18 protein-coding genes are annotated in these 23,663 nt (G+C 59.4%); 13 read left to right on the top strand and 5 right to left on the bottom strand.

The window, feature by feature from the left end; all coding sequences use genetic code 11:
• Positions 1-27 precede the first annotated feature (27 nt).
• Entirely contained in the window at positions 28-1,590 is a 1,563-nt protein-coding gene (locus M2267_RS22040) for an alkaline phosphatase D family protein (protein ID WP_429117124.1), read from the bottom strand.
• A 76-nt stretch (positions 1,591-1,666) separates the two neighbouring features.
• On the opposite strand from M2267_RS22040, the gene M2267_RS22035 reads away from it, so the two are divergent.
• Positions 1,667-3,160 (top strand): amidase, encoded by a 1,494-nt coding sequence (locus M2267_RS22035; protein ID WP_429117122.1) that lies wholly within the window; start codon positions 1,667-1,669, stop codon positions 3,158-3,160.
• Positions 3,161-3,569: 409 nt separating this feature from the next.
• On the opposite strand, the gene M2267_RS22030 is transcribed toward M2267_RS22035, so the two are convergent.
• A complete protein-coding gene (locus tag M2267_RS22030) occupies positions 3,570-3,731 on the bottom strand; it encodes a hypothetical protein (RefSeq protein WP_192450991.1) in 162 nt (53 codons plus the stop codon).
• A gap of 243 nt (positions 3,732-3,974) precedes the next feature.
• Here M2267_RS22030 and M2267_RS22025 point away from each other — a divergent pair, with 243 nt between their 5' ends.
• The 4 genes from M2267_RS22025 to M2267_RS22010 all read left to right on the top strand — a co-directional run bounded on the left by M2267_RS22025 (position 3,975) and on the right by M2267_RS22010 (position 8,117).
• Positions 3,975-4,478, top strand: a complete 504-nt coding sequence (locus tag M2267_RS22025) for a hypothetical protein (RefSeq protein ID WP_429117120.1) — start codon at positions 3,975-3,977, stop codon at positions 4,476-4,478.
• Between the two features lie 160 nt (positions 4,479-4,638).
• A complete protein-coding gene (locus tag M2267_RS22020) occupies positions 4,639-5,772 on the top strand; it encodes a PspA/IM30 family protein (RefSeq protein WP_429117118.1) in 1,134 nt (377 codons plus the stop codon).
• A gap of 5 nt (positions 5,773-5,777) precedes the next feature.
• Positions 5,778-6,407, top strand: a complete 630-nt coding sequence (locus tag M2267_RS22015) for an OB-fold-containig protein (protein WP_043619967.1) — start codon at positions 5,778-5,780, stop codon at positions 6,405-6,407.
• Between the two features lie 33 nt (positions 6,408-6,440).
• Positions 6,441-8,117 carry a flotillin family protein gene (locus M2267_RS22010; RefSeq protein WP_043619969.1) on the top strand — a complete coding sequence of 559 codons (1,677 nt, stop codon included), beginning with the start codon at positions 6,441-6,443 and terminating at the stop codon, positions 8,115-8,117.
• A gap of 116 nt (positions 8,118-8,233) precedes the next feature.
• Here M2267_RS22010 and M2267_RS22005 read toward each other — a convergent pair whose 3' ends face one another.
• Positions 8,234-9,637 (bottom strand): RtcB family protein, encoded by a 1,404-nt coding sequence (locus M2267_RS22005; protein ID WP_429117311.1) that lies wholly within the window; start codon positions 9,635-9,637, stop codon positions 8,234-8,236.
• A gap of 768 nt (positions 9,638-10,405) precedes the next feature.
• Positions 10,406-11,962 (bottom strand): vWA domain-containing protein, encoded by a 1,557-nt coding sequence (locus M2267_RS22000; protein ID WP_429117309.1) that lies wholly within the window; start codon positions 11,960-11,962, stop codon positions 10,406-10,408.
• 209 nt (positions 11,963-12,171) lie between these two features.
• Between M2267_RS22000 and rtcR the strand changes: the two genes are divergently transcribed.
• The 5 genes from rtcR (at position 12,172) to M2267_RS21975 (ending at position 19,409) form a co-directional block, all read left to right on the top strand.
• Positions 12,172-13,779 (top strand): RNA repair transcriptional activator RtcR, encoded by a 1,608-nt coding sequence (gene rtcR, locus M2267_RS21995; RefSeq protein ID WP_429117116.1) that lies wholly within the window; start codon positions 12,172-12,174, stop codon positions 13,777-13,779.
• A 125-nt stretch (positions 13,780-13,904) separates the two neighbouring features.
• Entirely contained in the window at positions 13,905-14,228 is a 324-nt protein-coding gene (locus M2267_RS21990; protein WP_429117114.1) for a hypothetical protein, read from the top strand.
• Positions 14,229-14,440: 212 nt separating this feature from the next.
• Entirely contained in the window at positions 14,441-17,338 is a 2,898-nt protein-coding gene (locus M2267_RS21985; RefSeq protein WP_429117112.1) for a UvrD-helicase domain-containing protein, read from the top strand.
• A 172-nt stretch (positions 17,339-17,510) separates the two neighbouring features.
• Positions 17,511-18,071 carry a recombinase family protein gene (locus M2267_RS21980; protein ID WP_429117110.1) on the top strand — a complete coding sequence of 187 codons (561 nt, stop codon included), beginning with the start codon at positions 17,511-17,513 and terminating at the stop codon, positions 18,069-18,071.
• Positions 18,072-18,284: 213 nt separating this feature from the next.
• Complete coding sequence (locus M2267_RS21975) at positions 18,285-19,409, top strand: hypothetical protein (protein ID WP_429117108.1); 1,125 nt, start codon at positions 18,285-18,287, stop codon at positions 19,407-19,409.
• Positions 19,410-19,496: 87 nt separating this feature from the next.
• On the opposite strand, the gene M2267_RS21970 is transcribed toward M2267_RS21975, so the two are convergent.
• A complete protein-coding gene (locus tag M2267_RS21970) occupies positions 19,497-20,186 on the bottom strand; it encodes a hypothetical protein (RefSeq protein ID WP_429117106.1) in 690 nt (229 codons plus the stop codon).
• Between the two features lie 77 nt (positions 20,187-20,263).
• Here M2267_RS21970 and M2267_RS21965 point away from each other — a divergent pair, with 77 nt between their 5' ends.
• From M2267_RS21965 to M2267_RS21955, 3 genes are read left to right on the top strand one after another with little or no spacing between them, the layout of a single operon-like run.
• Complete coding sequence (locus M2267_RS21965) at positions 20,264-21,442, top strand: CBASS cGAMP synthase (RefSeq protein ID WP_429117105.1); 1,179 nt, start codon at positions 20,264-20,266, stop codon at positions 21,440-21,442.
• A complete protein-coding gene (locus M2267_RS21960; protein WP_429117103.1) occupies positions 21,442-23,100 on the top strand; it encodes an E2/UBC family protein in 1,659 nt (552 codons plus the stop codon). The genes M2267_RS21965 and M2267_RS21960 overlap by 1 nt, the downstream gene beginning before the upstream one ends.
• Positions 23,097-23,561: a Mov34/MPN/PAD-1 family protein gene (locus M2267_RS21955; protein ID WP_429117101.1), complete on the top strand. Its 465-nt coding sequence runs from the start codon at positions 23,097-23,099 to the stop codon at positions 23,559-23,561. The genes M2267_RS21960 and M2267_RS21955 overlap by 4 nt, the downstream gene beginning before the upstream one ends.
• Positions 23,562-23,663 lie beyond the last annotated feature (102 nt).

The following is a 23,663-nucleotide window of genomic DNA, read 5'->3' as shown; positions in this document are numbered from 1 at the left end:
GAAAGCTGTTGGCCGCAACCGAATTCCTCATGCAATTGCGGCCGGATCGAGCGTCACGCGCCAGAGTTCCTGGTCCTGCCGGTCCATCAGCCGCACCGTCATTTGCTGCGTCTGGCCGTTGATATCGACGATGCCAAAGAACTGCAGGCCGGCCGACGGCGGCAGGTTGCTGTCGATGCCGCCGCCGGACGCCTTGATGAAGCGAACCTCCGGCCCGAAGGTCATGTCGAGCTCCTTCGGCCCGTAGGTGCCGGAATGCAGCGGCCCGGACACGAACTCCCAGAACGGCGTGAAATCCTTGAAGGCGGCGCGCGCCGGATCGTAGTGATGCGCGGCCGTGTAGTGCACGTCCGCGGTCAGCCAGACGAGATTGTCGATGCCGTTGTCGCGGATGAAGCGCAGAAGATCGGCAAACTCGCGCTCGCGCCCCGTGGGCGGACCGTTGTCGCCATTGGCGATCGCGTCCGAACCGCGCCGGTTGGTGTAATCGTCCCAAACGACGAGACCGATCGGCATATCGCAGGCAATCACCTTCCACGTGGCCCGCGAGGCAGCCAGCTCGCGCTTCAGCCAGTCGACCTGCCGCCAGCCGAACAGCGCGCCGCCGCCGTCTTCCTGGTTGGCGCCGCGATAGGATCTGAGATCGACGAAAAACACGTCGAGCAATGGGCCATAGGCGATCTTCCGGAAAATGCGGCCGGGCTGCGTCGCGACGTTGCGGATCGGCGTCATCTCGTTGAACGCTCGTGCCGCGCGCTCGGCATAGACGGCGACATCCTTCTCCGGATAGCGGGCATCGTCGCGAAGGTCGGTGGAGGCCGACCAATTGTTAAGCACCTCGTGGTCGTCCCACTGGTAGAATGTGGGGCACACGGCGTTCAGCTGCCGGACATGATCGTCGAGCAGATTGTATTTCCATTGCCCGCGATATTCTTCGAGCGTGCGCGCCACGTCACGTTTCTCGTGCGTCACCACCCGGTTCTTCCAGATGCCGCCATCGCGAAGCTTGATCTCGTCGGGGATAGGGTTGTCGGCATAGATCGTATCGCCGGAGTGAACGAAGAAGTCCGGCTCGTGCTGGCGCATCGTCGAATAGGTCTTCATGCCGACATCGTCGATGCCCCAGCCCTGCCCGGCGGTATCGCCAGACCAGACGAAGCGGATCGAGCGCTTGCGCAAGGGGGCCGTGCGGAACCGGCCGGTGACCGGCTCCGAGACGCGGTTCACGTCGTAGAGATCCGTGGCGATGAAGCGATAGAAGATGTCCTGGTTCGGCAACAACCCATCGAGCGAGCACTTGACCGCACAGTCGGTCTGCGGCGTCGCGGTCAGATCGGCAAGGCGAAAGGGATTGGTGAAGCTCTCTGTCGTCGAATATTCGACCGACACCTTCGACAGGCGATCCACTCGCGTCCAGATCATGCCGGAGGATGTGTCGACATCGCCCGATTGCACGCCATGAATGAATTCCGGCCGCCCGTAGCCGCGCGCATAGAAGGGAGTCGCGAGACCGGATGAGGCCACGAAGCCCGCGGCACCGGCGGAAAGCAGGAAAGAACGCCTTGAAAGCGTCTTGAGGATATCGCCCAAACAGACCTCCGATTCGGCAGCGCCACCGCGCGTGCCGGACCTTTGGTCATCTGGGTGTCAGCGACGTAACAGGGCCATGAAACTATTTGAACGGTTTGGCGACAGTTCGGTGAAGGTCGGCGCCGGCTGCGGCGACAATGGCACGATGGCAATCGCCAACAATGCTGCTATCAAGGTGACCGTCGTTGACCTCGGCGAACCCAGGCAACGACCCCGCCCCTGCCGCCGATGGCGGCGCCCTATTCGACAGGTGATCATCGTGCCCCACGCCGCCAACGTCTCCGTCCGCGACCGCCTGGAACAGATCCTGAGCCGGCTCAACGATCGCCGGCACGAGGAAAAGGCTTTCGTCCGCCTCTATGAAGAGAGCGCGCGCCGCGAGGCCGACGCAGCCGACCGTCGCCGGCAGGCGGGGGACAGCCTTGGGCCGCTCGACGGCAAGATCATCTCGATCAAGGACCTGCTGGATGTCGCCGGCGAACCGACGCTTGCCGGCTCCATCATCCGCCGCGGCGCGCCGCCGGCCCAAGAAGACGCGCTCGTTGTCCAGCGGCTGCGTGCCGCCGGCGCCGTGATTATCGGCAAGACGCATATGACAGAGTTCGCCTTCACGGCGGTCGGGCTCAATCCGCACTACCCCGTGCCCGGCAATGCCACCGACGAAAGCCTGATCCCCGGGGGATCGTCTTCGGGCGCCGGTGTCTCGGCGGCCGAGGGCACCTGCGACATCGCCATCGGCTCCGATACCGGCGGCTCCATCCGCATCCCCGCGGCGCTGAACGGCATCGTCGGCTTCAAGCCGACGGCGAACCGCATCCCGCTCGACGGCGCCTTTCCGCTCTCGCCGGTTCTCGATTCGCTCGGACCGCTCGCCCGGACCGTTGCCGATTGCGTTGCAGCTGACGCCGTGATGGCCGGCGAGCAGCCAAAACCGCCCGTCGGCCGTTCGATCGCAGGCCTACGGATCGGCATCCCCCGCGGCAGGTTGTTTGAAGACCTCTCCCCCGAAGTCGCCGATGTCTTCGCCGCAAGCCTCGACCGGTTGGAGAAAGCGGGTGCTGAGATCGTCGACTGCACCATCGATGACTTGATCGCGAAACTCGGCGAAGCGACGCGGATCGGCTCGATCGCAGGCCTGGAGGCAAGCCGCGTCCACGCCGGCTGGCTGAACGATGAGACAGCCCCCGTCGATGACAGGGTCCAAGTCTCGCTTCGCCGCCGCATTTTGGTGCCCGATGCGGCAATCTCGGCCCTGCTGCAAACCCGGCTTGCGCTTGCAGCCGCCATGGACGAGCGGCTCTCGCCCTATGACCTCATCGCACTGCCGACGACGCCGATTGCCGCCGTGTCGATTGCCAGCGTCGACAACGACGCCAAAGAATACGACCGCGTGGAAAGTCTGCTGCTGCGCAACTGCCAGGTCGCCAACCAGTTCGATCTCACCGCCATTACCCTGCCGATGCCGGGCCTCATGCGTCCGGCTGGACTGATGCTGGTGGGGAGAAACGGAACCGATGCGACGGTTCTATCCGTCGCTCTTTCGGCGGAAGCGTTGCTGCAGGAAAGCTGAGCAGCAGCCGGCGGTCATGCCACGGATCGTCGGCCCGTAAGCAGGCCGGGGCGGCAGTCGTTATGGACAAGGGTGCCGGAGCGACGACGGGGCCGTCCAAACAGGATCCGCAAAGCCTTGTCCTCTGCCGCCGTGCGCCCGCCTGCGGGCGCATCGCGTCAACGCTTCAGGGCGCGAAGGATCAGCCAGACGGGCACACCGATGACCAGCAAAATCACCACCCAATGCCAGATAGAAATTGTCATTATGCGCCTCCACCTCTTGTGCTAGCGACGCGCATTCCGAGCTCTCTCGAAAGGTCGACACGCCGCCGGTTAGAATCGGGCGAAGATAGGATGTTTCCTCGCCGATTCGCAACCGATGGTGGATCAGCCCGGAGGGGTAGCCCGCCGGGGAGACGCGCGCTGCTTCAATGCATCGTTTCGCCGGAGATCTCGTCGCTCAGGATGCGGAAGGCATCTTCAAGGGCAGCGACCAGCACGTCGGTCAGTTCGTCGCCGTCATTGTTCGCGAGATAGAGGGCAACCATCGAATCGGATGGATCGCGGTAGTGCTCGATATCGTTTGACATATCATTGTCCTTTATTCGCCGTGTCACATCCCGGCCATTGAGGTGACGATAGGCGAAGGGACTTGCGTAAAGCTGGATGCATGATGTCCGGCAAAGGGCATTCTGCACGCAACGTCGCGTTACTCTCCCTGCGTTCCCTAACGAGGCCGGCCGACAAAGGATAGAGGATAGCGACCTATTTCGCTCGCGCCGGGCGGCCGAGCACGCTAGAGCATGTCGCGGACGAACGGCGCGGGAATGAGCATGTCGAAGAAAACCAAGAGCGACGAAACCGCGGACGTGCAGCGCCTGAAGCTCGATTTCCCTGATATCCATGCGGATCTTATCGCCGGGCGCATCCCATCGCTGCGCAAGGCGCTTATCGTGGCAGGGCTCAAGGACGAGCGCACGCGCCTCGACAAGCTCAAGAATTCCTGGACCAAGGCAAGCCCGGCCGAGCGTGAAACGTTCCTCAATTGGCTGAGCAGCAACGGCGCCGCGGACGGGCTTGGTCCGCGCGCTCAAATCGATCCACCGCTTGCATCGCCCCCGGCGATTGCCAGCGGTCGCTACCTGCTTCCCGAAACGATCGCCGAAATCCGCACGATCATGAACCGCCGCCGGATGCGGGCGAACGACATCATGGCCGAGATGGGATTTGCCGGCGACGACCTGTCCCTCACCCGCGCCCTGTCGAAAGGCGCGAGCCTGCGGCTCTCGGTGATTGCCGCGCTGGAAACCTGGCTGCGCAACAACGCGGCGGAATAAACCCACAGGTCAATCGTCCGCTTTCGACGCCCCATTTCTCCGTCGCTGCAACCCGTATTGCCGGCGCCGCGACCGGTGCGCACGTTCAGCAATAGAAAATTGCAACTTAAACCTGAGTAGATCCTTGAAAGCACGAAAGCGGTGCTTTATGTTATTGCTCATGGCTCAGAGCAACCACACGTCGATCTTGTGCTACGACCTCGCGCCGGACGCGGACGCCAGACACGCGCTGGAAGAAACCTTCGTGGCCTACGCCGACATGCTGGCGATGCTCGATGAACTCGCCGGCGAAAAGGCCGGCGCCAACCTCGTAACGCTGCATGAACTTGCCTACGAAACGGTCCGGGAGCGCACCGGGCTTCCGGCACGCATGGTCACGCTCGGATTGCGTGACTTCGCCGCAAATCGCGGACAGCAGGCCAATGCCGGCCGGCTGCCGCTCGACGACAAGCTTTTTGCAATCAAGGGACCGTCGGACCTGACCGTCGCCACCGTGCGCGGTCGCGTCGCGATCCCATACGACGTCGCCGGTTATACGTCCGGCACCCTGAATATCTTCGCCGCCCAACTCGTTGCGCAGGACGGCGGCTATCAGATCCACATCGGCGTCACCCCGCATTCCGACCGAACGGAGAAGAAAATGATGACGAATGAAGGCATCCTATCCCGCATGGGCCGCTTGATCGCCGGTCTCGCCAATGCCGCCGTCGACAAGGCGGAAGGCAGCAACAAGATCGTGATCGTCGAGCAGGCACTCCGAGAAATCGACGTGGCCGCCGAAGAGGCCCGGGTCGATATCGGCCAGGCGCGCGCCGAGGAGTATCGCATCCTCAGCCGCCGCGACGAAATCGGCGCCGATCTCGAAAAGCTGGACGAGAAGATCCGCACCGCAATCTCCGCCGCTCGAGAAGACCTCGCCAAGGCCGGCGTCGCCCGCCAGATCGACCTGGAATCGCAGCTGGCCGCACTGGACAAGGCGCTTGCCGGCGCCCGCACCGATCTCGAAGAGGGCCAGCAGGCGCTGCAGGCGGTGCTGGCCACCCGCCGCGAGGCCGAGGCGCGGCTTGCCGATCTCAAGCGCAGCATCGCCCAATTCCCCGACATCAAGGTTTCGGGCCTGGCGAAGCCCAGCCCGGTGGACGGTGCGGCCCGCGCCGCAGCCGCCGTCTCCCGCGCCACGGGGGTACCGGGCGGAGAACACAGCAACAGCGCCGAGCTGGACGAACTCGACCGCCTGCATCGCGACCAGGCGATCGAGGCAAGGCTGGCCGCGCTCAAGGCAAAGCAGCACTAACGCCCATGCTGTTCTTCCTCGCCCCGGAATCCCTACCCTTCGCGGTTGCGGCGGTGATGTTGGCCGCCTTCACCGGCATCGAGCTCCTTTGCCTGCTGCTCGGCTTCTCGCTGGGCGAGGCGATCGACAAGGCCTGGCTGGACGACCACAACGCATTGGGCGGACTGATGTCCTGGTTCAATGTCGGCGGCGTGCCGCTGCTGGTCCTCCTGATGCTTTTCCTCGGCCTCTTCGCGATGACCGGCTTCGTCATCCAGGCGGTGGCCGGGGCCCTGTGGGCGCCGTTGCCGGCCCTTGTCGCGGCGCTGCCGGCCCTCGCCGTCTCGCTGCCTGCGGTTCGGATGTCGAGCCGATGGGTGGCAAAGATCGTGCCGCGTGACGAAAGCTATGCCGTCGATCTCGGTGATTTCGTCGGCCGCAGCGGCGAAGTCACCGTCGGCCCGCTGGACCAGGGCCTGCCTGGACGCATCCGCCTCAAGGACCGCCACGGCAACTGGCATGTGCTGCGCGCACGCGCCGCCCGCAACGAGCAACCGATCGCCATCGGCGCGCAGGTGCTCGTCGTCGATCGCGTTTCCAACATTTTCATTGCGATATCGGCGCCGGCAGACCTGCTGACGCCGCCCAATCCTTAATATTCCCTCGTCTTAAAGTCTCACGGAGCAACCATGTTTTATGAACTCTTGGTGCCGGCCGGCATCGGCATCGTCCTGATCCTCGGCATCGGCTTTGTTCTTGCATCGCTCTATACCCGCTCGAGCCGCGACGAAGCCTATGTGCGCACCGGCCTCGGCGGCCAGAAGGTGGTCCTCGACGGCGGCTCCATCGTGCTGCCGATCTTCCACTCGATCGCCCGCGTCAACCTCAAGACGCTGCGCCTCGAAGTCCGGCGCGGCGAAGGCGACGCGCTGATTACCAAGGACCGCATGCGCGTCGATATCGGCGCGGAATTCTACGTCCGCGTGAAGCCCGATGCCTCCTCGATCGCACTGGCAGCCCAGACGCTCGGCGACCGTACCAACGATGCCGAACAGCTGCGCGTGTTGATCGAGGCCAAGTTCGTCGACGGCCTGCGCTCGGTTGCCGCCACGATGAGCCTCGACGCGCTGCAGGAACAGCGCATGGATTTCGTCAAGGCAGTGCAGGAAGCGGTCGGCGCCGACCTGCAGTCGAACGGTCTCGAACTCGAATCCGTTTCGCTGACACGGCTCGACCAGACGGATATCAAGCACTTCAACGCCAACAACTTCTTCGACGCCCATGGTCTCGCAGCGCTGACCCGCATCACCGAGGGCCGCAAGAAGGAGCGCAACGAGATCGTCCGCGATACCGAAGTCGCAATCGCCCAGAAGGACCTGGAAGCCCGCCAGCAATCGCTGACGATCGAGCGCACCAAGCGCGAGGCGGAACTGAACCAGGAACGCGACATCGCCAACAAATCGGCCGCCACGCGCGCCGAAACCGCGCAGCAGGAACAGGCGGCCAAGCGCGCCGAGGAAGAGGCCCGCATCGCCGCAGAACAGGCGATCGCGGAGCGCGAAGCGCTTGCCAAGCAGGCGCGCGAAAGCGCCAACATCGACGCCACCCGCGCCGTGCAGCAGCGTGACACCGAAGCCCGCCGCGACCTGCAGATCGTTTCGCAGGAAAGCGCGATTGCGGTTGCCAACAAGAGCCGGGAAGAGTCCGAAGCCAAGGCCCAGGCTGAAACGGCCCGCGCGCTCGCCATTGCCGCGGAAGAAAAGGTGGAGACGGCAAAGGCCGTTGAAATCGCCGAACGCGAACGCCAGATCGCCGTCATCGACGCCCGCAAGAACGCGGAAACCGAAGCGACGGCCGTGACCGTCGGCGCGGAAGCCGAAAAGCAGGCGGCCCTCGACCAGGCCGATGCGATCAAGACGCTTGCCACCGCTGAGGCCGACGCCGCCATCATCAAGGCCAAGGGCGTGCTCGAAACCGGCAAGGCCGCGGCCGAAAGCGAGGCGCTGCTCAACGACGCCCGCAACAAGCTGAGCTCCGCCATCATCGAATTCGAGATCCTGCGCGAACGCATCCGCATCATTCCCGAAGCACTCGCCGAAGCGGTCAAGCCGATCGAGAAGATCTCCGACATCCGCATCTTCGACACCGGCGGCATGCTCGGCCGCAACGGCGGCGGCGACGGTGCTGCGAACGGCATCGGCCTTGGCGACGGGCTGGCGGGCCAGCTCCTGTCCTACCAGGCCAACAAGCCGATCGTCGACCAACTGCTGAAGGAAGCAGGCTTCAACGGCGAAAACGCGATCTCGTCGCTTCTCGGCAACCTGCAGGCCCCGGCAGCACCGGCGGAGAAGACACCGAAGAAATGATGTGACCTGGCCTTCCCTGATCGATCTGACGGTCGGGGGGCAAAGCCGAACGGCCCGATCCTTTGGCAAAATTGCAGGAAGGCGGCAATCGCCGCCTTCCTCCTCGACATCTGATGCTAGCGGCGCTTCTTGCGCCAGGGCGCATCCTTCTGCCAGTCGCCCGCCATGATGCATCCGTAAGGGATGACCTCGTCGACGATGTCGGCAAGGCCGTACTCGGCGATCTGCTCCCGAACGGCCGCCGCGTTCTTGTAGGCGCTCGGCAACTCGGAAACGTCGGGGTGGCCGGAAAAGAAGCGTGCGTCGAGGCCGCCGGTCTCGCGCTCCATGACGGCAGCGATGTTGTTCGGGCTGAGCCCGCGACCATCTGCACCGAAATCGTCGCCGAGCCGGCGCATATGTGCCGTACGCGAAAAATTCCGGCCGGCCCCGTGCGGCGAAAACCCGAGCCCGTGAGCCGCATTGGACCCACGCACGATCAGGATCGGCTCCGCCATGTTCAGCGGAATGATCGTCAGATCGGTCGCATCGCCAGCCCATCCGTCAAAGGCGGGCGTTGCCCCCTTGCCGTGATAGAACAGGCCGTCGGACTTTCTGAAAACGAAGTTATGCTCGTTCCAGAAGCGATCGCCGACACGCGTAGCCAAGCGTTCCGCCGTCATGTCATGGATCGCGTAGTGGTTCTCCTTCGTCCACTGGCGGATCGTCTGCAATGCCGACCAGTACATTTCCCCCTCGTCGCTGTCGGCCGGAATCCAGGCATTGTCGCGGAGCGTTTCGGGCGACAGCTCCTCACGGAACCGGTTGGCGATCTTCATGCCGCGATCGTAGAGCCGCGCGCCGGGGGCACGCGATCCGTGATGCGTGACGAGCGCCGTCTCGCCGGTCGACTTCATCTGTCCGACATAGGCAAAGTGGTTGCCGTCACCCTGGGTGGCGAAGTGGTCGATGCCGATGCTGATGAAATCCTTCAACAACGGGTTTTGCTCGAACGCCGACAGGGTCGCTTCCGAAGGCTTGATCTGGGAGCCGCGCGGACGACCACCCGGACCGAAATGCGTCACCGCATGCACGGCATCGAGCAACGCCTTCGGGGCCACGCCCGGAAAGATGGAGATCGCCATCGAGCAGCAGATATCGGCCGAATGCATGCCCGGATGGATCGCTTCGGACGCAACCACGCCGCCAACCGGGATCGTTCCGACCGGCCCGGACGGGCAGGCGTCAGGCATGATCGCCGCCGACCGCACGACCGGTGTGCGGGCGAGCTCGCGCATGGTCGCGCGCACCTTTTCGATATTCTCCTGTTCGTAGGCGTTCTCGGCGCGGATGTTCATGTGGATCGGCACGTCGTTGGCGGCCTTCAGCGGCAGGGTCGGCCCCGGCTGATAGCCGCGAGCGATTTCCAGCGCATCGGTCATGGAGCTGCCGGCGCTAAGCGCCCTGTTGGCGGCGTCCAGCGCATCGCGAAACCACTTGCCCTGGCTCATGCCGGCATCGATCAAATCCTGTCCGCTCATTATCTCGGTCATCTTCTTTTCTGCGTTCGCAGTCCTTCTGTGCTCTGTGTTTCATCTTGTCCCCAACCGACAAGCGTAGGCCGGAGACATTGCCGCTCGCATTCCACGGTCGTGGCGCGATGCGACCCCAATGGTGTCTCAAGCGGCATTCGCCGTGGGTCGTCTCCCGGCGACGAGTTTTGGCAGGACGGTTTGCTGAGCTACGCTCCGCCTTTCGGGGAAGCGGGATGACTTGAACATCCGACCTGCCCGCCGAAACCGGCGAGCCGCTCTACCTGTAGTCCTGCCGGCATTCGCCGAGCATTTCACGCCCGCCAGGCGGACGTCATTGAAAGCCATGCAGCGGCGACGAGGGTGGACGAAACCGGATGGCCCCGCTCGTGCCAGAGAGCGTATGCCGAGGAGGAGTCGAACCTGCCAGGCCATCCAGCTATGGTGGCGATGTAGTTCCGTCCGGCATTCGCCGCTGCATTCGGCTATGGCGACAAGTGATTGAGAAACGCCCCGCTACCGAAGGGATGCGTGATCCCTTGCAGGATTCGAACCTGCCGCGGCCATGTAGTTCCTCTTGCATTCGCCATGTCTGTGGTCCGTGACGACGAGGTGTGGTGAAACGTCCTGCTCTATCCGCTGAGCTACGGGTCCACAAAGTGGGGAACCCGGCGGGATTTGAACCCGCGACCTGGAGATTAACGATCTGTAGTTTCAACCGGCATTCGTCACGGTCCCCCGCGCCGTTCACGGCGGCGCGAGGGTATTGCCTTGTTTTTAGAGTTCGGTCGCCTCGATGGTTTTCACCCAGCCGTCCGCTCCGTTGGCGCCGGCGGCAAAGGACGCGATGACCCCATAGACGGCATCCGAGAAGCCGCCGATGTTGAGAACGTCGTCCCGTGTCGCCGCCTGCGTCGTGGCATAGGGCTGGATGTCGAGGCAGACCAGCTTCGCAGCCGGGTTGACCCGCTTGATCCTTGCCCATTCCTCCATGACCGCCGTGGCGTGACCGCCCCGGGTCGCATCCACCCAGGATTCGTTGTCCGAAATGAAAACGACGAGATCGACCTTGGCCTTCTCATTTGCGAGCGCCCTCAACGGTGCGGAGCAGTTCGTTCCGCCACCGCCGACGGCAACCAGTTTCTCGGCATTGGTCATGACGGTGTCTCGCCGGTTGAGGCTGACGTTCACCACGTTGTTCGCGAACGGCAACACGCGTGCTTGCGGGTTGCGCTGCAGGAATGCGGCCGTCATCAGCGCGGCAACGTCGATGCAACGAACCGCGGATGTGGCGCCCTGGCGGTAGCCGGTCACGGACGAACCCATCGAGCCGGAAACATCCGGGCACAACACCACATGGCCGGCGAGCGACGGCACATTGCCGATGGCAATATCCATCGCATCCTGCAATGCGTCTCGCACGACTTCCGGCACCTGACCGTCGACCATCTTCCACGCCATCATCAACTGATAGGGAAAGACCTTCGACCTATGGATCTCGTCTGGATCCGCCAGGCGCCGAGCGATCGCCTCGGCGACCCCTTCCACCTCGAACACGCCGTTGCGCGCGAAGGTGTTGAGGTTCTGCCGCAGCATCTGCCAGCCGCCCTTGGCTGCGATCTCGACCCAATGCTCCCGCGTCAGGGCAAGAGACGTCAGCAACTGGAACGGAACGTCCGGCAGCGGCTGTGTCTGGTCGCGCCTGAAGGCCTGCAGAGCTTTCACCACGTCCGGCAGCGCCGCGTAATCGTGCGGCTTGCCGAGCGCCCAGGCATAGAACGCCTGTCGCTCCGGCGTGGCCGGCCGCGGGTGAACCATACGGATCACATCGGCCAAAGATGGATCGTTGCCCACCATCGCCCTGAGGACCTGCATCGTGCTGGCGTGCTCCAGCCAGGCCTGCACCGCCTTCTTCGGCCGCGTGCCGAGCGACTTGCGCCCTGCCGCACCCGAACGCATCACCTGAACGAAGCCGCGCAGCATCTTGCCGCTCTTGACCACACGCGGGAATGCGCGGGCAAAGACGTCGCTTTGTAGGCTCGAAAGCAGGGCCAGCAGCATCACCGGCATATCCTTCATGTGACCACGCTCGGCGGCATAGACTGCCACCTTGGTCACGAATTCCGGCTCGACCTCGACTGCCAGCGCCCTGACCGCCTCGAGCTGTTCTGCGCCGTCTGCGTAAAACGTGCCGTTGAAGGTTCCCGTCACCGCATACTGCGCCAGCGCTTCGCGCGGAGTCAGCCTATAGGCCGGCGCGGCTGCGTGGTTTTTCGTGTCCGTGCCCGGAAGCAATTTTCCGAGATAGGTTTTGAAGATCGCCTTGTTGACCATGACGGCACCTCTTGTTCGTTTCATGCCAGATACAATTCAAGAGGCGTGCCAGTTTCCAAAACTCCGCAGAAAAATCGATCTCTGCTCGTTCATGATATTGTTTTAAAACGATAAAAATTTTCGACGACGAATTTCGACGAAAATTTGCGAAACGACGCAACGCAAGATATCTTATCCATAAATATACAATCTTATGATTTTGGATAATCATGAAACGTCGTGTCGTCATCAGCATACTGGGAACCACGCTCGACGTGGGCAAATGGGAGGACCGCTGGAACCGCTGGCGGCCCAATGTCGGGCTATGCCAACAGCCCGGGCTTTTCGTCGACCGGCTGGAACTGATCCACGACAATCACGCCTCGCCGCTGGCCCGGCGGATCATCGGCGACATCGAAACCGTATCGCCGGCCACGCAAGTGCGCAGCAACACTATCAATTTCCGCGATCCCTGGGATTTCTCGGAGGTCTATACCAGCCTCAGGGACTTTGCCCGCAGCTATGCCTTCGACCCAGATGCCGAAGACTATCTCATCAACATCACCACCGGCACGCATGTGGCACAGATCTGCTGGTTCCTGCTCACCGAGGCCCGCATCATTCCCGCCCGACTGCTTCAACTGTCGCCACCGCGCGACCGCGAGCCGGGCCAGGATTTCGCCGGCACGCACCGGATCATCGACCTGGACCTGTCGCGCTACGACGAGATCGCCAAACGCTTTGCCTCGGAACGTGAGGACGCCGCCTCTTTCCTGAAATCGGGCATCTCGACCCGCAACGTCGCCTTCAACCGGATGATCGACGAAATCGAACGCGTGGCGATCCGCTCGACCGCGCCCGTTTTGCTGACCGGACCGACCGGCGCCGGAAAATCGCAGCTTGCCCGCCGTATCTATGAACTGAAGAAATCGGAGCGGAAGGCGAGCGGTGCCTTCGTCGAAGTCAATTGTGCGACACTCAGGGGCGATCAGGCGATGTCGACCCTGTTCGGGCACGTGAAAGGCGCCTTCACGGGGGCCGCCACCGAACGGGCCGGCCTGCTCAAATCGGCGGACCAGGGCGTGCTCTTCCTCGACGAAATCGGCGAACTCGGGCTCGACGAACAGGCCATGTGCCTGCGGGCGATCGAGGAGAAACGTTTCCTGCCGGTCGGGGCCGACCGGGAAGTTTCCGCGGACTTCCAGCTTCTCGCCGGCACGAACCGCGACCTCGGCGCGGAGGTCGCCAAAGGGAGATTCCGCGAAGACCTTTATGCGCGCCTCAATCTCTGGACATTTCGGCTACCGGCCCTGCGCGAACGCCGGGAGGACATAGAGCCTAATCTGGAGTTCGAACTGAAACGCTTTCTCGAACGCGAGGGTGAGAACATCACCTTCAACAAGGAAGCCCGCGAACGCTATCTGGCCTTTGCAACCGGGCCTCGGGGCGCCTGGAATGCCAATTTCCGCGACCTCTCGGCCTCCGTCACCCGGATGGCGACGCTGGCGCCGCACGGACGCATCACGACTGACGTCGTCGATGACGAAGTCCAACGCCTGAACGCGTTCTGGCACACGTCGTCGGTCAAGGACGCAGACGATGCGACCCTTCAGGACCTGCTCGGCACGGAAGCCGCCGCTCGCCTCGACCGCTTCGACGCCGTTCAGCTCTCCGCCGTCATCCGCGCCTGCCGCGACCACCCGACGCTCAGCGCCGCCGGCCGCGCCCTGTTCGCTCAGTCACGGCTGGAAAAGAAAAGCAGCAACGACGCCGACCGCCTGAGCAAATACCTGGCGCGCTTCGACATCAGGTTCGACGATATAAGAAGGCGGAACTAGGTGGTTGCGGAGGAAACGTCACGGCGCCCGCAGGCAAGCACGCGGCAGACCAGTGAGAACGACATCTTCAAGAACAAAGGAGATCGCCGCAGCGGCATAAAAGAACGCCGAAACCGGAGTTCAGCATGGCGGAGAGGGTGGTCGCCGTTGAGGCTGCCAGTGCATCGGGACAATTCGTCATCGGGCATGCTGACTACGTGGGCGGCCTTGAGTTCTCGGCGGTCATTCTTGTGGGCGTCGACAACGGGAGAGTACCGCCGTTGGGAGAAGATTTGGTGGAAAGCAGCAAACACTTTCTTTCGTACGCCGCTCACAATCGTCTTTACGTCGCTGTCAGCAGGGCAAAATACCGCGTCGAAATTTTGGGCGAAAAGGCGCGAGGACCGAGCAAGCTGCTACTTCCCGCGATAAACGCAAATCTTTTGCAGGTTCGTGACGCAAGTATGTAGCATCGGAGCCATGCTGCCGTGGCTACGTATTCTTTGTTTTTCGCGATGTATTGCTTGAGCCATTCATGTCGGAGCGTGATTGCAGCGCGGAGCGTACGCGTCCTACTGCGGCTTGTCGGGTCGCACACCACCCTTGCATGAAGGTGGTTCGAGAGGACGATGAGGCTTAGAACTTGATTCGATTGCAACAACGTACCCTCCTCGGATTGCTCATGAACCCCTTCGGCAGGGCTGTCCGGGTCATGGAGCTCGATGGGCACCAGCTGCGGGTTGTCAGGCGTGGGCAGACGTCGTTGTTGTCCTTAGGCTCCATCACCTCGTCACCTTCAGTGCGAAAGTCCGCGCTTGGTACGACGTTAACCGTCTCATCGGCAGAGCGCGGCAACATTGTCTTGCGCGGTGCCGGATATGTCGATGCGAATGCATTCGCCGACGAAGTTAGTAAGGCCTGGATTGAGTTCAATGTGTCCGCCCTCGACCGCGAGGCGGATCGCTTCTCCCGACTTCATGCTGCCGTTGCCAGCCTCTCTCGGCCGACCCGCTATCCCTCCGCCTGCCGAATTGCACCCCTCTTGAGAAGCGCTAGGGCCCTCGACGTCGCGCTTTTGTCGAAGCTGCAGCCGGAAGCTATTGGACCCGAGACAACTGAGCGCGTCGCACTTGTGAGGACATTCGTCGCCGATCCTCGGCCAGCGAAATCCAACGCTATCGCGGCCTTTGTGACGGCCGAACTGGACCGCTGGAACGATTTCTTCGATACGATCGAGAGCAAGCCGCTAACACAAGAACAGCGTCTTTCCGTCGTCGCTGACGAAGACGCAACGCTAGTCCTCGCCGGTGCGGGGTCCGGCAAGACCAGTGTGATCACCGCTAAGGCTGCTTATCTCGTCAAAGCAGGAATCCGCCAGCCTGAGGAAATCCTGCTGCTGGCTTTTGCGAAGAATGCCGCCGAGGAAATGTCGGAACGGGTGTTAGCGCGATCGGGTGTGCCGATTGTGGCGCGTACGTTTCACGCAGTAGCGTATGACATCATCGGAAGGGTCGAGGGAACAAAGCCCGCGCTGGCCGATCACGCAACCGATGATGTAGCATTCACCAACTTGATTAAGGAGATACTCAAGGACTTCGTTCTGACGCGGTCGGAAGTGTCCAAGGCGATCATTCGATGGTTCGCGCATTTTCTAGTCGAGCCTAAGACCGAATGGGATTTCAAAACTAAGCACGACTTTTACACTCACATGGAACAGCAGGATCTGCGTACGCTGCAAGGGGAAAAGGTCAAGAGCTACGAAGAGTTGCAGATCGCCAACTGGCTTTACGAAAACGGCATCGAGTACGAATACGAACCCGTTTACGAGCACGAAATCCATCGCACTGGCCGTCGAGACTATTGTCCGGACTTTCGCCTGATCGAAAGCGGCATCTACATCGAGCATTTCGGGGTGCGGCGACAGAAAACACCCGATGGCAGCGAACGTCTAATCACCGCGCCGTTTGTCAAATGCGAAGAGTATCTGGCTGGCATGGACTGGAAGCGCGATATCCACGCTGCGCATGAAACCACCCTGATCGAGACCTATAGCTATGAGCGGCAAGAGGGGCGACTCCTGACAGGCTTGGCAGAAAAGCTTGCACCCCATGTGATCATGAATCCCCGTCCCGCCGACACGATCTATGATCGCGTTATCGAGTTGAAGCAGGTCGATGCATTCTCGCAGTTACTCGGGACATTCCTGCGCAAATTTAAGAGCGGTGGCTACAGCATCGCCGACTGCGACGCCAAGTCCGAGCGGATGAAGCTCGGCAATCGTGCCAAAGCGTTCCTTGCGGTGTTTGAGCCTGTCTTCCAAGCGTATCAAATGCGGCTCGGGAAACGGATCGACTTCGAAGACATGATCCTGAGGGCTGCGCGCTACGCTGAAACTGGCAGATATGCCAGCCCGTTCCGCCATATCCTTGTCGACGAGTTCCAAGATATCTCGCAGAGCCGCGCCCGGCTGGTGAAGGCATTGAAAGCCCAGCATCCTGACGCACGCGTTTTTGGGGTGGGTGATGACTGGCAATCAATCTTTCGCTTTGCTGGGTCCGACATCCATCTGATGCGCCACTTCGGCGATGAGTTCGGCGGGAACTTCGACGGGGAGACCGGTGTTCACAGGACAGTCGATCTCGGGCGCACCTTCCGTTCGGTCGACCAGATCGCATTCGCGGCCAGAACCTTCGTCCTGAAGAACCCGGCCCAGATCCAGAAGCAGATTGTCCCGGCCGGGTTCTCAGCCGAACCGGCCATCAAGGTCGTGATGACGTCAAAGGGGGAGGAGGAAAAAACGCTCTCCGAAGTGCTCGCGGCGATGTCCGAAAAATTGAATGCCGCGCACGACGCAAGTGTGCTGTTGCTGGGGCGTTATCGATTTCTCGAACCGGACGGGCGGGATCTGCAGCGTCGGTTCCCCCGACTGCGCATCAGTTTCAAGACCATCCACGCATCGAAAGGCCTCGAAGCCGATCATGTTGTGCTCATGAACGCAGACAGCGGTCGGATGGGCTTCCCATCGGAGATTGTCGATGATCCCTTGCTTACGTTGGTCTCGCCCGAGGAAGAGGCATTCCAGAATGCGGAAGAGCGGCGGGTGATGTATGTGGCGATGACCCGAGCCCGTCACACTCTGACGATCCTCGCCTCGAACTCGAGACCATCGTCCTTCGTTACTGAACTCAGCAAAGATCCCGCCTACGGCATTGCTGCTGCACCCACCGCGCAACAGAATGCTCACGAATGCGGAGAATGCGGCGGGCGGGTGCTGGACGTGCGCGGCCAAGATGGTCGGGTCTGGTATCGCTGCGAGCATGTAGAGCATTGCGGAAACCTGCTGCCTGCCTGTTCGGCCTGCGATACCGCACTCCCCGATCGTGCCGAAGGATCGGCCGATGTCCGGTGTAGCTGTGGTGCCAGCTACCCACCATGTCCCGACTGCAAAGATGGATGGCTAGTTGAACGAACCGGACCTTACGGTCGTTTCCTCGGCTGTGTTCGATATCCCACCTGTGCTGGAAAAGCTCAGATCTCGCCCGTTGCGAGGCGTACGCGGGGGGCAAGGTCAAGGCGCTAGGGTTTGTTTGCTTCGGTGGGTAACGCGCGGCGTATGGTCGAACGGCCGAATCGTCACATCAAGGCATACCCTGACGTGACAGATCGCGATGTGACATCGCAAGTGTAACATCTGGGTTGACGCCGCCTATTTGTGACAATGTAGCCTTGGGCCTAAAGTTTGAGGTTACATAATGGCCCGCATTGGTTACGCCCGTGTTAGTACCACCGACCAGGATTTACAGGTTCAGCTCGACCGGCTTCGATCCGAAGGCTGTGAAATCGTTCGCTCGGAGAAAGTGTCTGGAGGAACGCGCGAAGGTCGCGCCGAACTTGCGACGGTGATCGAATTCCTGCGGCAAGGCGACGAGCTAGTTGTTACCCGGCTGGACCGGCTCGGGCGCGACACTCGCGATGTCCTGAACATCGTTCATGAGTGCCAGCAACGCGGTGCGTTCGTAACCGTGCTTGACCCTCACGTTTCGCCCCGTGGAGAAGTCGGTCATGTGGTGCTAACGGTGCTTGGGATGGTGGCACAGATGGAGCGGCGATTCATCAAGGAACGTCAGCGCGAGGGTATTGCTCGCGCGAAAGCCGCACGTACCTACAAGGGCGGTACTTCACGTTTGGATCACAGTCTCATTCACAAGCTACATATAGAGGGCTTGGGGGCATCAGCTATCGCGAGACAAGCCGGTTGTTCGCGAATGCAGGTGTATCGCGTAGTAGCGAAGACTGTGGCGACCGCTACCTGACAATTTCCGGCCGAGCGAAGGCAGCAAACTGGGCGGTCGGCGTCTGAGGTCCAGACATAGCAAGTTGCGTGTTTTGTAAGATTCGAAATTCGGCGCTTCAAGCAAGAAAAGTGCTTCGATTCAACGTGCTCTGCATGGAGGCAAATTCCCCCTTCAGCAATCCTTCACGCTGGGATCCTACAATCGCGCCTCTATCATACCAATGAGTTTTACATGACGATTATACACGTTAGCGCAAAAGCATCCTTCCCGTCCCTTATCGCCGACTGCGCGTTATCCCAGAAAGGATTTTTTCTTCATCCGATAAACTTGCCAATGGATGGAAATCGGCAAGGACGCGCCGCATTCTTTGGATCCGCAGTGAAAATGATGCAGCAAAAAGCCGTGGAGATTAATTCCAACATCGTAGCCGCGTACGCCGGGGACACGAGCGCGGCGCGAACGTACCTTAAATACCTCAAAGCGAACGCAGATTCATTGACGGACCTTTCTCGCCTCAAAGATTTCTTCTTAGAACACCCGCAACACCCGGTGGTATCCAATGTAATTCATCGACAATTCGTAATTGTCGGTTTGTACGTCAATGGACAAACCCAGCGCGCGTTTAAGTTCACGTTTCCAGACTGCGAGTGGCTTGAAGATAGTGAAATAACTGTGGGGTCTGGCGCAGAAATCGTTGAGCGAATTATCGCCAATTCTCAGACGAAGGTGTTGAAGCCGTCAGAGGAATTCCGCGACGCAGAAATGAAATTCATTTCGCTGGTAGCGTACCTCTTGGGGCATGAGGGCTTCACTCCAGAACCACATCAAGAAAAATTCGGAGGAGCTTACACGGGGTTCATTCACGACGGCTCTAGATTCTGCAAGAACGCCCCGTTTGTCGCGATGCATTGGGGCGCAACTGTCTCGACTGAAGGCAAAATCGAGCGGCAGGCTCAACCCGTAATCTTGGACAGCCAGTGGATTGACGATTGGGTGCTTGTACGTCGCGCGCATGCCCATGGCGGCCGAAGGCAGCCTGATTTTACGCAGGATGAATGGCTCATTCCGCCGCTTATGTCCGATTTTGGCTATCCGAAAGAAGAAGCCTTCGACGATCTTCTTCTTGGATGCCTTGAAAAGGATTACTTCAGTAAGAATTTCTTGCTTGTGTCAGAGATAAGTTACCGCGGAAAAGCTGTACAAATGAGTGCGTGCCACACATTGTACGGTGAAGCGGACGATGCCGCTTCCCTAACGAAGTCAGGTGATCGCCATGTATTTAAGGTCCACAATGAAGTGCTAGAGCGAAACATTGACCTTGCCCTAGAACGGCTGAGGCAAGTGTCAGGTATATAGTCAAAAGCGGTTTCGCTTAAGCCGCGTACGATTTCTTATCTGCAGAGCAGCCTAAGACCCAAGTGGCGTTGATGAGCGAAGCTTTATTCACGGTTTCAACCTTTTGAAGGTAACCGGCCCGGCTGTATTCATTGCACGTCGCCACATTCGGGCAGTCCAAGCCAACCCAGACAGCTGATCCTTTGAGCCGTCATACTCAAGCCTCGCTGCGCCATAGAACTCGTTATCGTCTGACACGTTGTCAGTAGCGTTTACTTGTTTGTAAAAATAGCAAATACCGGGCGCTAGCAGCCCTTTTTTCGGAAAAGGGTCCACACTGATTGTGTCAGACCTGTCGATGGGCGTGTTGGCTTTCGGATTCCACATCTTCATTTCAAAGCTCCACCACGTCTGCGTGATTTCAGCCTCCAGAACGACCGGAGTAAGCGGGGCCAACTGGTCCGATGAGCATTGCCTCATGTCAACAACAACGCTCTTTGATGCCGCAGCATCGAGAAGTTGTTGTTGTCTGGGCCAATTTGATGCCAATTCAACCCGCCATCGGCCATTAAGATCCGGAAAGATGAGCTTTCCGAGAATGGGAAATTTGCGCCAAAACCACCGCCAGACCGGATTCCATAACAGTGCGTTCAGAAGCAGCCAAGCGACCCCTGGAATCGAGGAAGCCCTCAGTTCTACCGACGATATATTAGGCAGGCTGTACGCGAGGGAAAAAAGGCCGACGACCAGCCATCCAAATCCCACGAATATCATTTGTTTTGAAAGAATTCTGTACATTAGCGCCTCAGCCCACTTGAAACAGGAAGTTGCAAATCCCATTGTTGAACAAAACATGATCAAACTATAGGTGTTATGTGACTCTTGCAAATGCGCATGCGCTATTCTGTGGTCTTAAATCCCAACCTAGTTACCTTGCAAATCTCACTATCGAAGAGGACGAACGCACCGGCTTGATGAAAGCGCGGAGTGAGATTCGCGCCACCCTCAAAGCTGCCGCAGCCGGAATCATCACGCATGATGAATACTGGCAAGGTGCCTATTCCAGCCGAAACTGGCGCGCACGCCCGACCATTGAAGTAAAATTCATGACTCAGGGCAGTTTTGCCTACGGAACAATAAACGCACCCGCTCAAAAGCCGCATCAGGAAATCGACCTGGACGATGGTATGTACGTTCCGGTTGAATTCTTAAGTAATGGCGAACCGGCCCTTGCAGCGAAAGGGCTTTTTGGGTTCGTCGAAACCGCCCTCACGGACCTCTGCAAAAAGAATAACTGGAAGCTAGCGGAAAAGCCGAACTGCGTGCGTGTAAAGTTGTGGCCGGGGGCGCACATCGATATACCGATCTATTCCATTCCTCGGGAGCGCTTTGCAGCGATCAGGGAGGCTCTGGAAAAGAGTCACACTGCAACTTTTGCCGCAAGGGACTCCGTAACCACGTCTTGGCGTCTTCCTTCTGATAAAATTATGCTTGCGCAACGCGATGGCACATGGGTCCAGTCGGACCCGCAGCAACTTCACGACTGGGTTGTGAGCAGGTCAGACCGCTACGGCGCAGTGTATAAGCGTCTCTGCCGGTTCTTCAAAGGGTGGCGTGATTATATATGGTTAAAGTCACCGCTGTCTTCTCTTTGTATTATGTGCGCGGTCGATCAAGCTCTACAAAAGCTCAACGGCTTTCCAACGGAAGATCGCGATGATGCTCTTATTCTTAAAATCGCGAAGGAGCTGCCTGACCTGTTCAATGGCAAGATTCAGAACCCGGTTCTGAATCATCTTTGCATCAACGAGTGGTCTGAGGAAGATCGATACTCCATCGTGTCCGCGGCTCGGGAACTCCGTGACGAAATGAGCTCCGCGCTTGAGCGGACAGGCGATGCAGAATTAGTTGTCAAGAAGCTACGAAACAAGTTCGGACAGCGAATGCCCTACCGCCCTGATTCGGTAAAGATGGCCTCCAAGATTGCCGCCGTTCAAACCGCCATTCCTGCTACTGTGGCAGCACCACGCGTCATAGCCTCAACCTCCGGATAATGGATAAAAGGTCTGCTCTCCAGAATATCGACGCGACTCTTCAAAGGATTGGTTTTCAATATACCGGATCCGGGTTCGCTGACTACTCGGGTTCGATCAGTGTCCACGGCCAACCGATAGACATCTCACTTTCGATTCCAGATGTCAGCTTTGTACAAAAGCCGCGAGTATTCCTGAAAGATAGATCTCAGATTCCACTTGAAACCTTGGCCCATGTCGAGTCGGGAGACGGTATCTGTTATGCTTCCGGTGCCGGCTTGCCTATTGATCTCTACAGACCTGGCGAGGCAATCCTACGAATACTTGATGAAGTCAAGCGCACACTGGAGCTTTCATATCGCGGCCGCGCAAAGCTCGAGGTTGTAGATGAGTATCAGCAGTACTGGTACCCTAAACTTGGCGTACAGGTCCTATTGCCCAAACAGCAGTCTGCGGGTGCAACCGATGGCTTCGTGTACTTCGCGAGTAAGAATGGTCAAGTCGAGTTTCTGTGCCTAGATAAGACGCCGACACTGCGTGGGTACGATGTTAGTTTTCCCGAGCCAGCGCGCCTGCGGTGCGTAAACGAAAAGCTCGGACCCGGGGGTGGCGTTAGAGCGCCGAAGACACTCGAAGATTTACGGCGTTGGGTCGATGGCCAACCGGCACTTGGTGTTAACTGGCAAATAATCTTCAATGAACTTTGCCAAGGGCTAACCGTGTTCTTCGCTGGTCCCAATGCGTTTGTTGGCGTCAAGATGGAAGTGCCTAAGGAGATCGCGACAGCTATCCTTCGCAAGTCCATCCGCAAACAATCGCTTACGAAGCTGTTAGCCAACAGGATGGATAAAGTGAGTGTGGAACGATACGCAGGCAATTGGTCCAGCCTAGACCACGTCAGTTCACGCAATATTCCCGAACGCGACAATTTTAAGAATGTTTCAATTGCTTTAATCGGCGGCGGAACAATTGGCGGCTACTTGTCGCGTCTGCTTGTTCAAAGCGGCGCGGGAACGGATGGACGCCTGTCTATCTTCGACAATCAGTTACTGAGCGAGGGGAATATAGGACGTCACGTGCTGGGGTTCGAATACATCGGCAAACCTAAAGCGCTTGCGCTCAAGACTGAGTTAGAGCGGTTTCACCCGCAAGTAAGTGTACGAGCATTCAACGAAAACGCGCTGGACTGCTGGAGCCAAATCTCAAATTGTGACCTTATCATCGACGCGACCGGTGAATGGAATGTGCAATCAGCCTTGAACGATCGATTTCTTGCAGGGCGTGATTTTCGGGCAGCGGCACTCCTGCATACTTGGATATTCATGAATGGAGCAGGCGTCCAAAGCTTCCTCAACCTTCGAGACGGCCTTGCCTGCTTTCGCTGCCTCAAGACAAGCTTTGATGGTCGGTGGCGATATCCTGCAGGGGATGAACGACATGTGCTCAATCTTCAGCCAGCCAGTTGTGGCGATGGCTCTTATGTGCCGTTTTCGGCTGACGCTGCGGTAATGGCTGCAAGCTTGGCAAACCGAGCCTCGTTGGATTGGGTATCAGCTAAGCCGGGTGCTCGCTTGCGGACAATTGCAGTTGATTTGGAGCGGGGAAGATATCACAAGCCGGTCTCGCCCACTGCACTAAAAGGCTGTCCTGCTTGCCTAGGTAATTCGAGTTCGCTTTGACAAAGGTCTTGCTTCCCAATCACATAGTACAAGAGATCCGAAGTTATCTCGGCAATAGTTGTGGAAACAATGAACATGGTGGGCTGTTGCTCGGCTTCCGTAAGCCTTCAGCAGTCCAGGTCCATTTGGTTACTTTTCCCGATCAATGGGATCGGTCGACGCCAACGCGTTTTCATAGATCTCATCGCGGTCACGAGGACAGGGCAATCAAGGAATGGTTGTCGTCCGGAAAGACCGTCGATTGGGTTGGAGAGTGGCACTCTCATCCTTTCGGAACCAGCCTTCCGTCATCCATTGATCGCGATAGCTGGAAAAGAATTGTGTCGGGTGTTGCGAGGCCAATGGTGTTCATAATATTCGGTCGACTAGATATGTATGTCGGCCTGCAAACCGCTCTCGCCGGATCCGCGTTACGTCTTGTTGTTGAAGAAAAGTCCGACAGCGCCGCCCTTTATGGATAACCGAGGCCGATAAACGTTGTCCGACCACGTACGAATCACGCCATCAAAATCCGGCTGCAAATGTGGGGTACAAAGTGGGACGTAGGTGCTTGCGTTAAAAAA

This window comes from Ensifer sp. KUDG1 (assembly GCF_050434285.1).
Lineage (GTDB): Bacteria > Pseudomonadota > Alphaproteobacteria > Rhizobiales > Rhizobiaceae > Ensifer.
Note: the sequence above shows the minus strand (reverse complement) of the source record. Positions and strands in the feature narration are given on the sequence as shown.

Coding starts and splice junctions, on each gene's coding strand:
- M2267_RS21960 (WP_429117103.1), top strand. CDS start 21,442: ATGGATAAAAGGTCTGCTCTCCAGAATATCGACGCGACTCTTCAAAGG.
- M2267_RS22005 (WP_429117311.1), bottom strand. CDS start 9,637: ATGAGCGGACAGGATTTGATCGATGCCGGCATGAGCCAGGGCAAGTGG.
- M2267_RS22025 (WP_429117120.1), top strand. CDS start 3,975: ATGTCGAAGAAAACCAAGAGCGACGAAACCGCGGACGTGCAGCGCCTG.
- M2267_RS21990 (WP_429117114.1), top strand. CDS start 13,905: ATGGCGGAGAGGGTGGTCGCCGTTGAGGCTGCCAGTGCATCGGGACAA.
- M2267_RS21980 (WP_429117110.1), top strand. CDS start 17,511: ATGGCCCGCATTGGTTACGCCCGTGTTAGTACCACCGACCAGGATTTA.
- M2267_RS22030 (WP_192450991.1), bottom strand. CDS start 3,731: ATGTCAAACGATATCGAGCACTACCGCGATCCATCCGATTCGATGGTT.
- M2267_RS21975 (WP_429117108.1), top strand. CDS start 18,285: ATGACGATTATACACGTTAGCGCAAAAGCATCCTTCCCGTCCCTTATC.
- M2267_RS22015 (WP_043619967.1), top strand. CDS start 5,778: ATGCTGTTCTTCCTCGCCCCGGAATCCCTACCCTTCGCGGTTGCGGCG.
- M2267_RS21985 (WP_429117112.1), top strand. CDS start 14,441: ATGAACCCCTTCGGCAGGGCTGTCCGGGTCATGGAGCTCGATGGGCAC.
- rtcR (WP_429117116.1), top strand. CDS start 12,172: ATGAAACGTCGTGTCGTCATCAGCATACTGGGAACCACGCTCGACGTG.
- M2267_RS22020 (WP_429117118.1), top strand. CDS start 4,639: ATGGCTCAGAGCAACCACACGTCGATCTTGTGCTACGACCTCGCGCCG.
- M2267_RS22010 (WP_043619969.1), top strand. CDS start 6,441: ATGTTTTATGAACTCTTGGTGCCGGCCGGCATCGGCATCGTCCTGATC.
- M2267_RS22035 (WP_429117122.1), top strand. CDS start 1,667: ATGAAACTATTTGAACGGTTTGGCGACAGTTCGGTGAAGGTCGGCGCC.
- M2267_RS21970 (WP_429117106.1), bottom strand. CDS start 20,186: ATGTACAGAATTCTTTCAAAACAAATGATATTCGTGGGATTTGGATGG.
- M2267_RS22000 (WP_429117309.1), bottom strand. CDS start 11,962: ATGGTCAACAAGGCGATCTTCAAAACCTATCTCGGAAAATTGCTTCCG.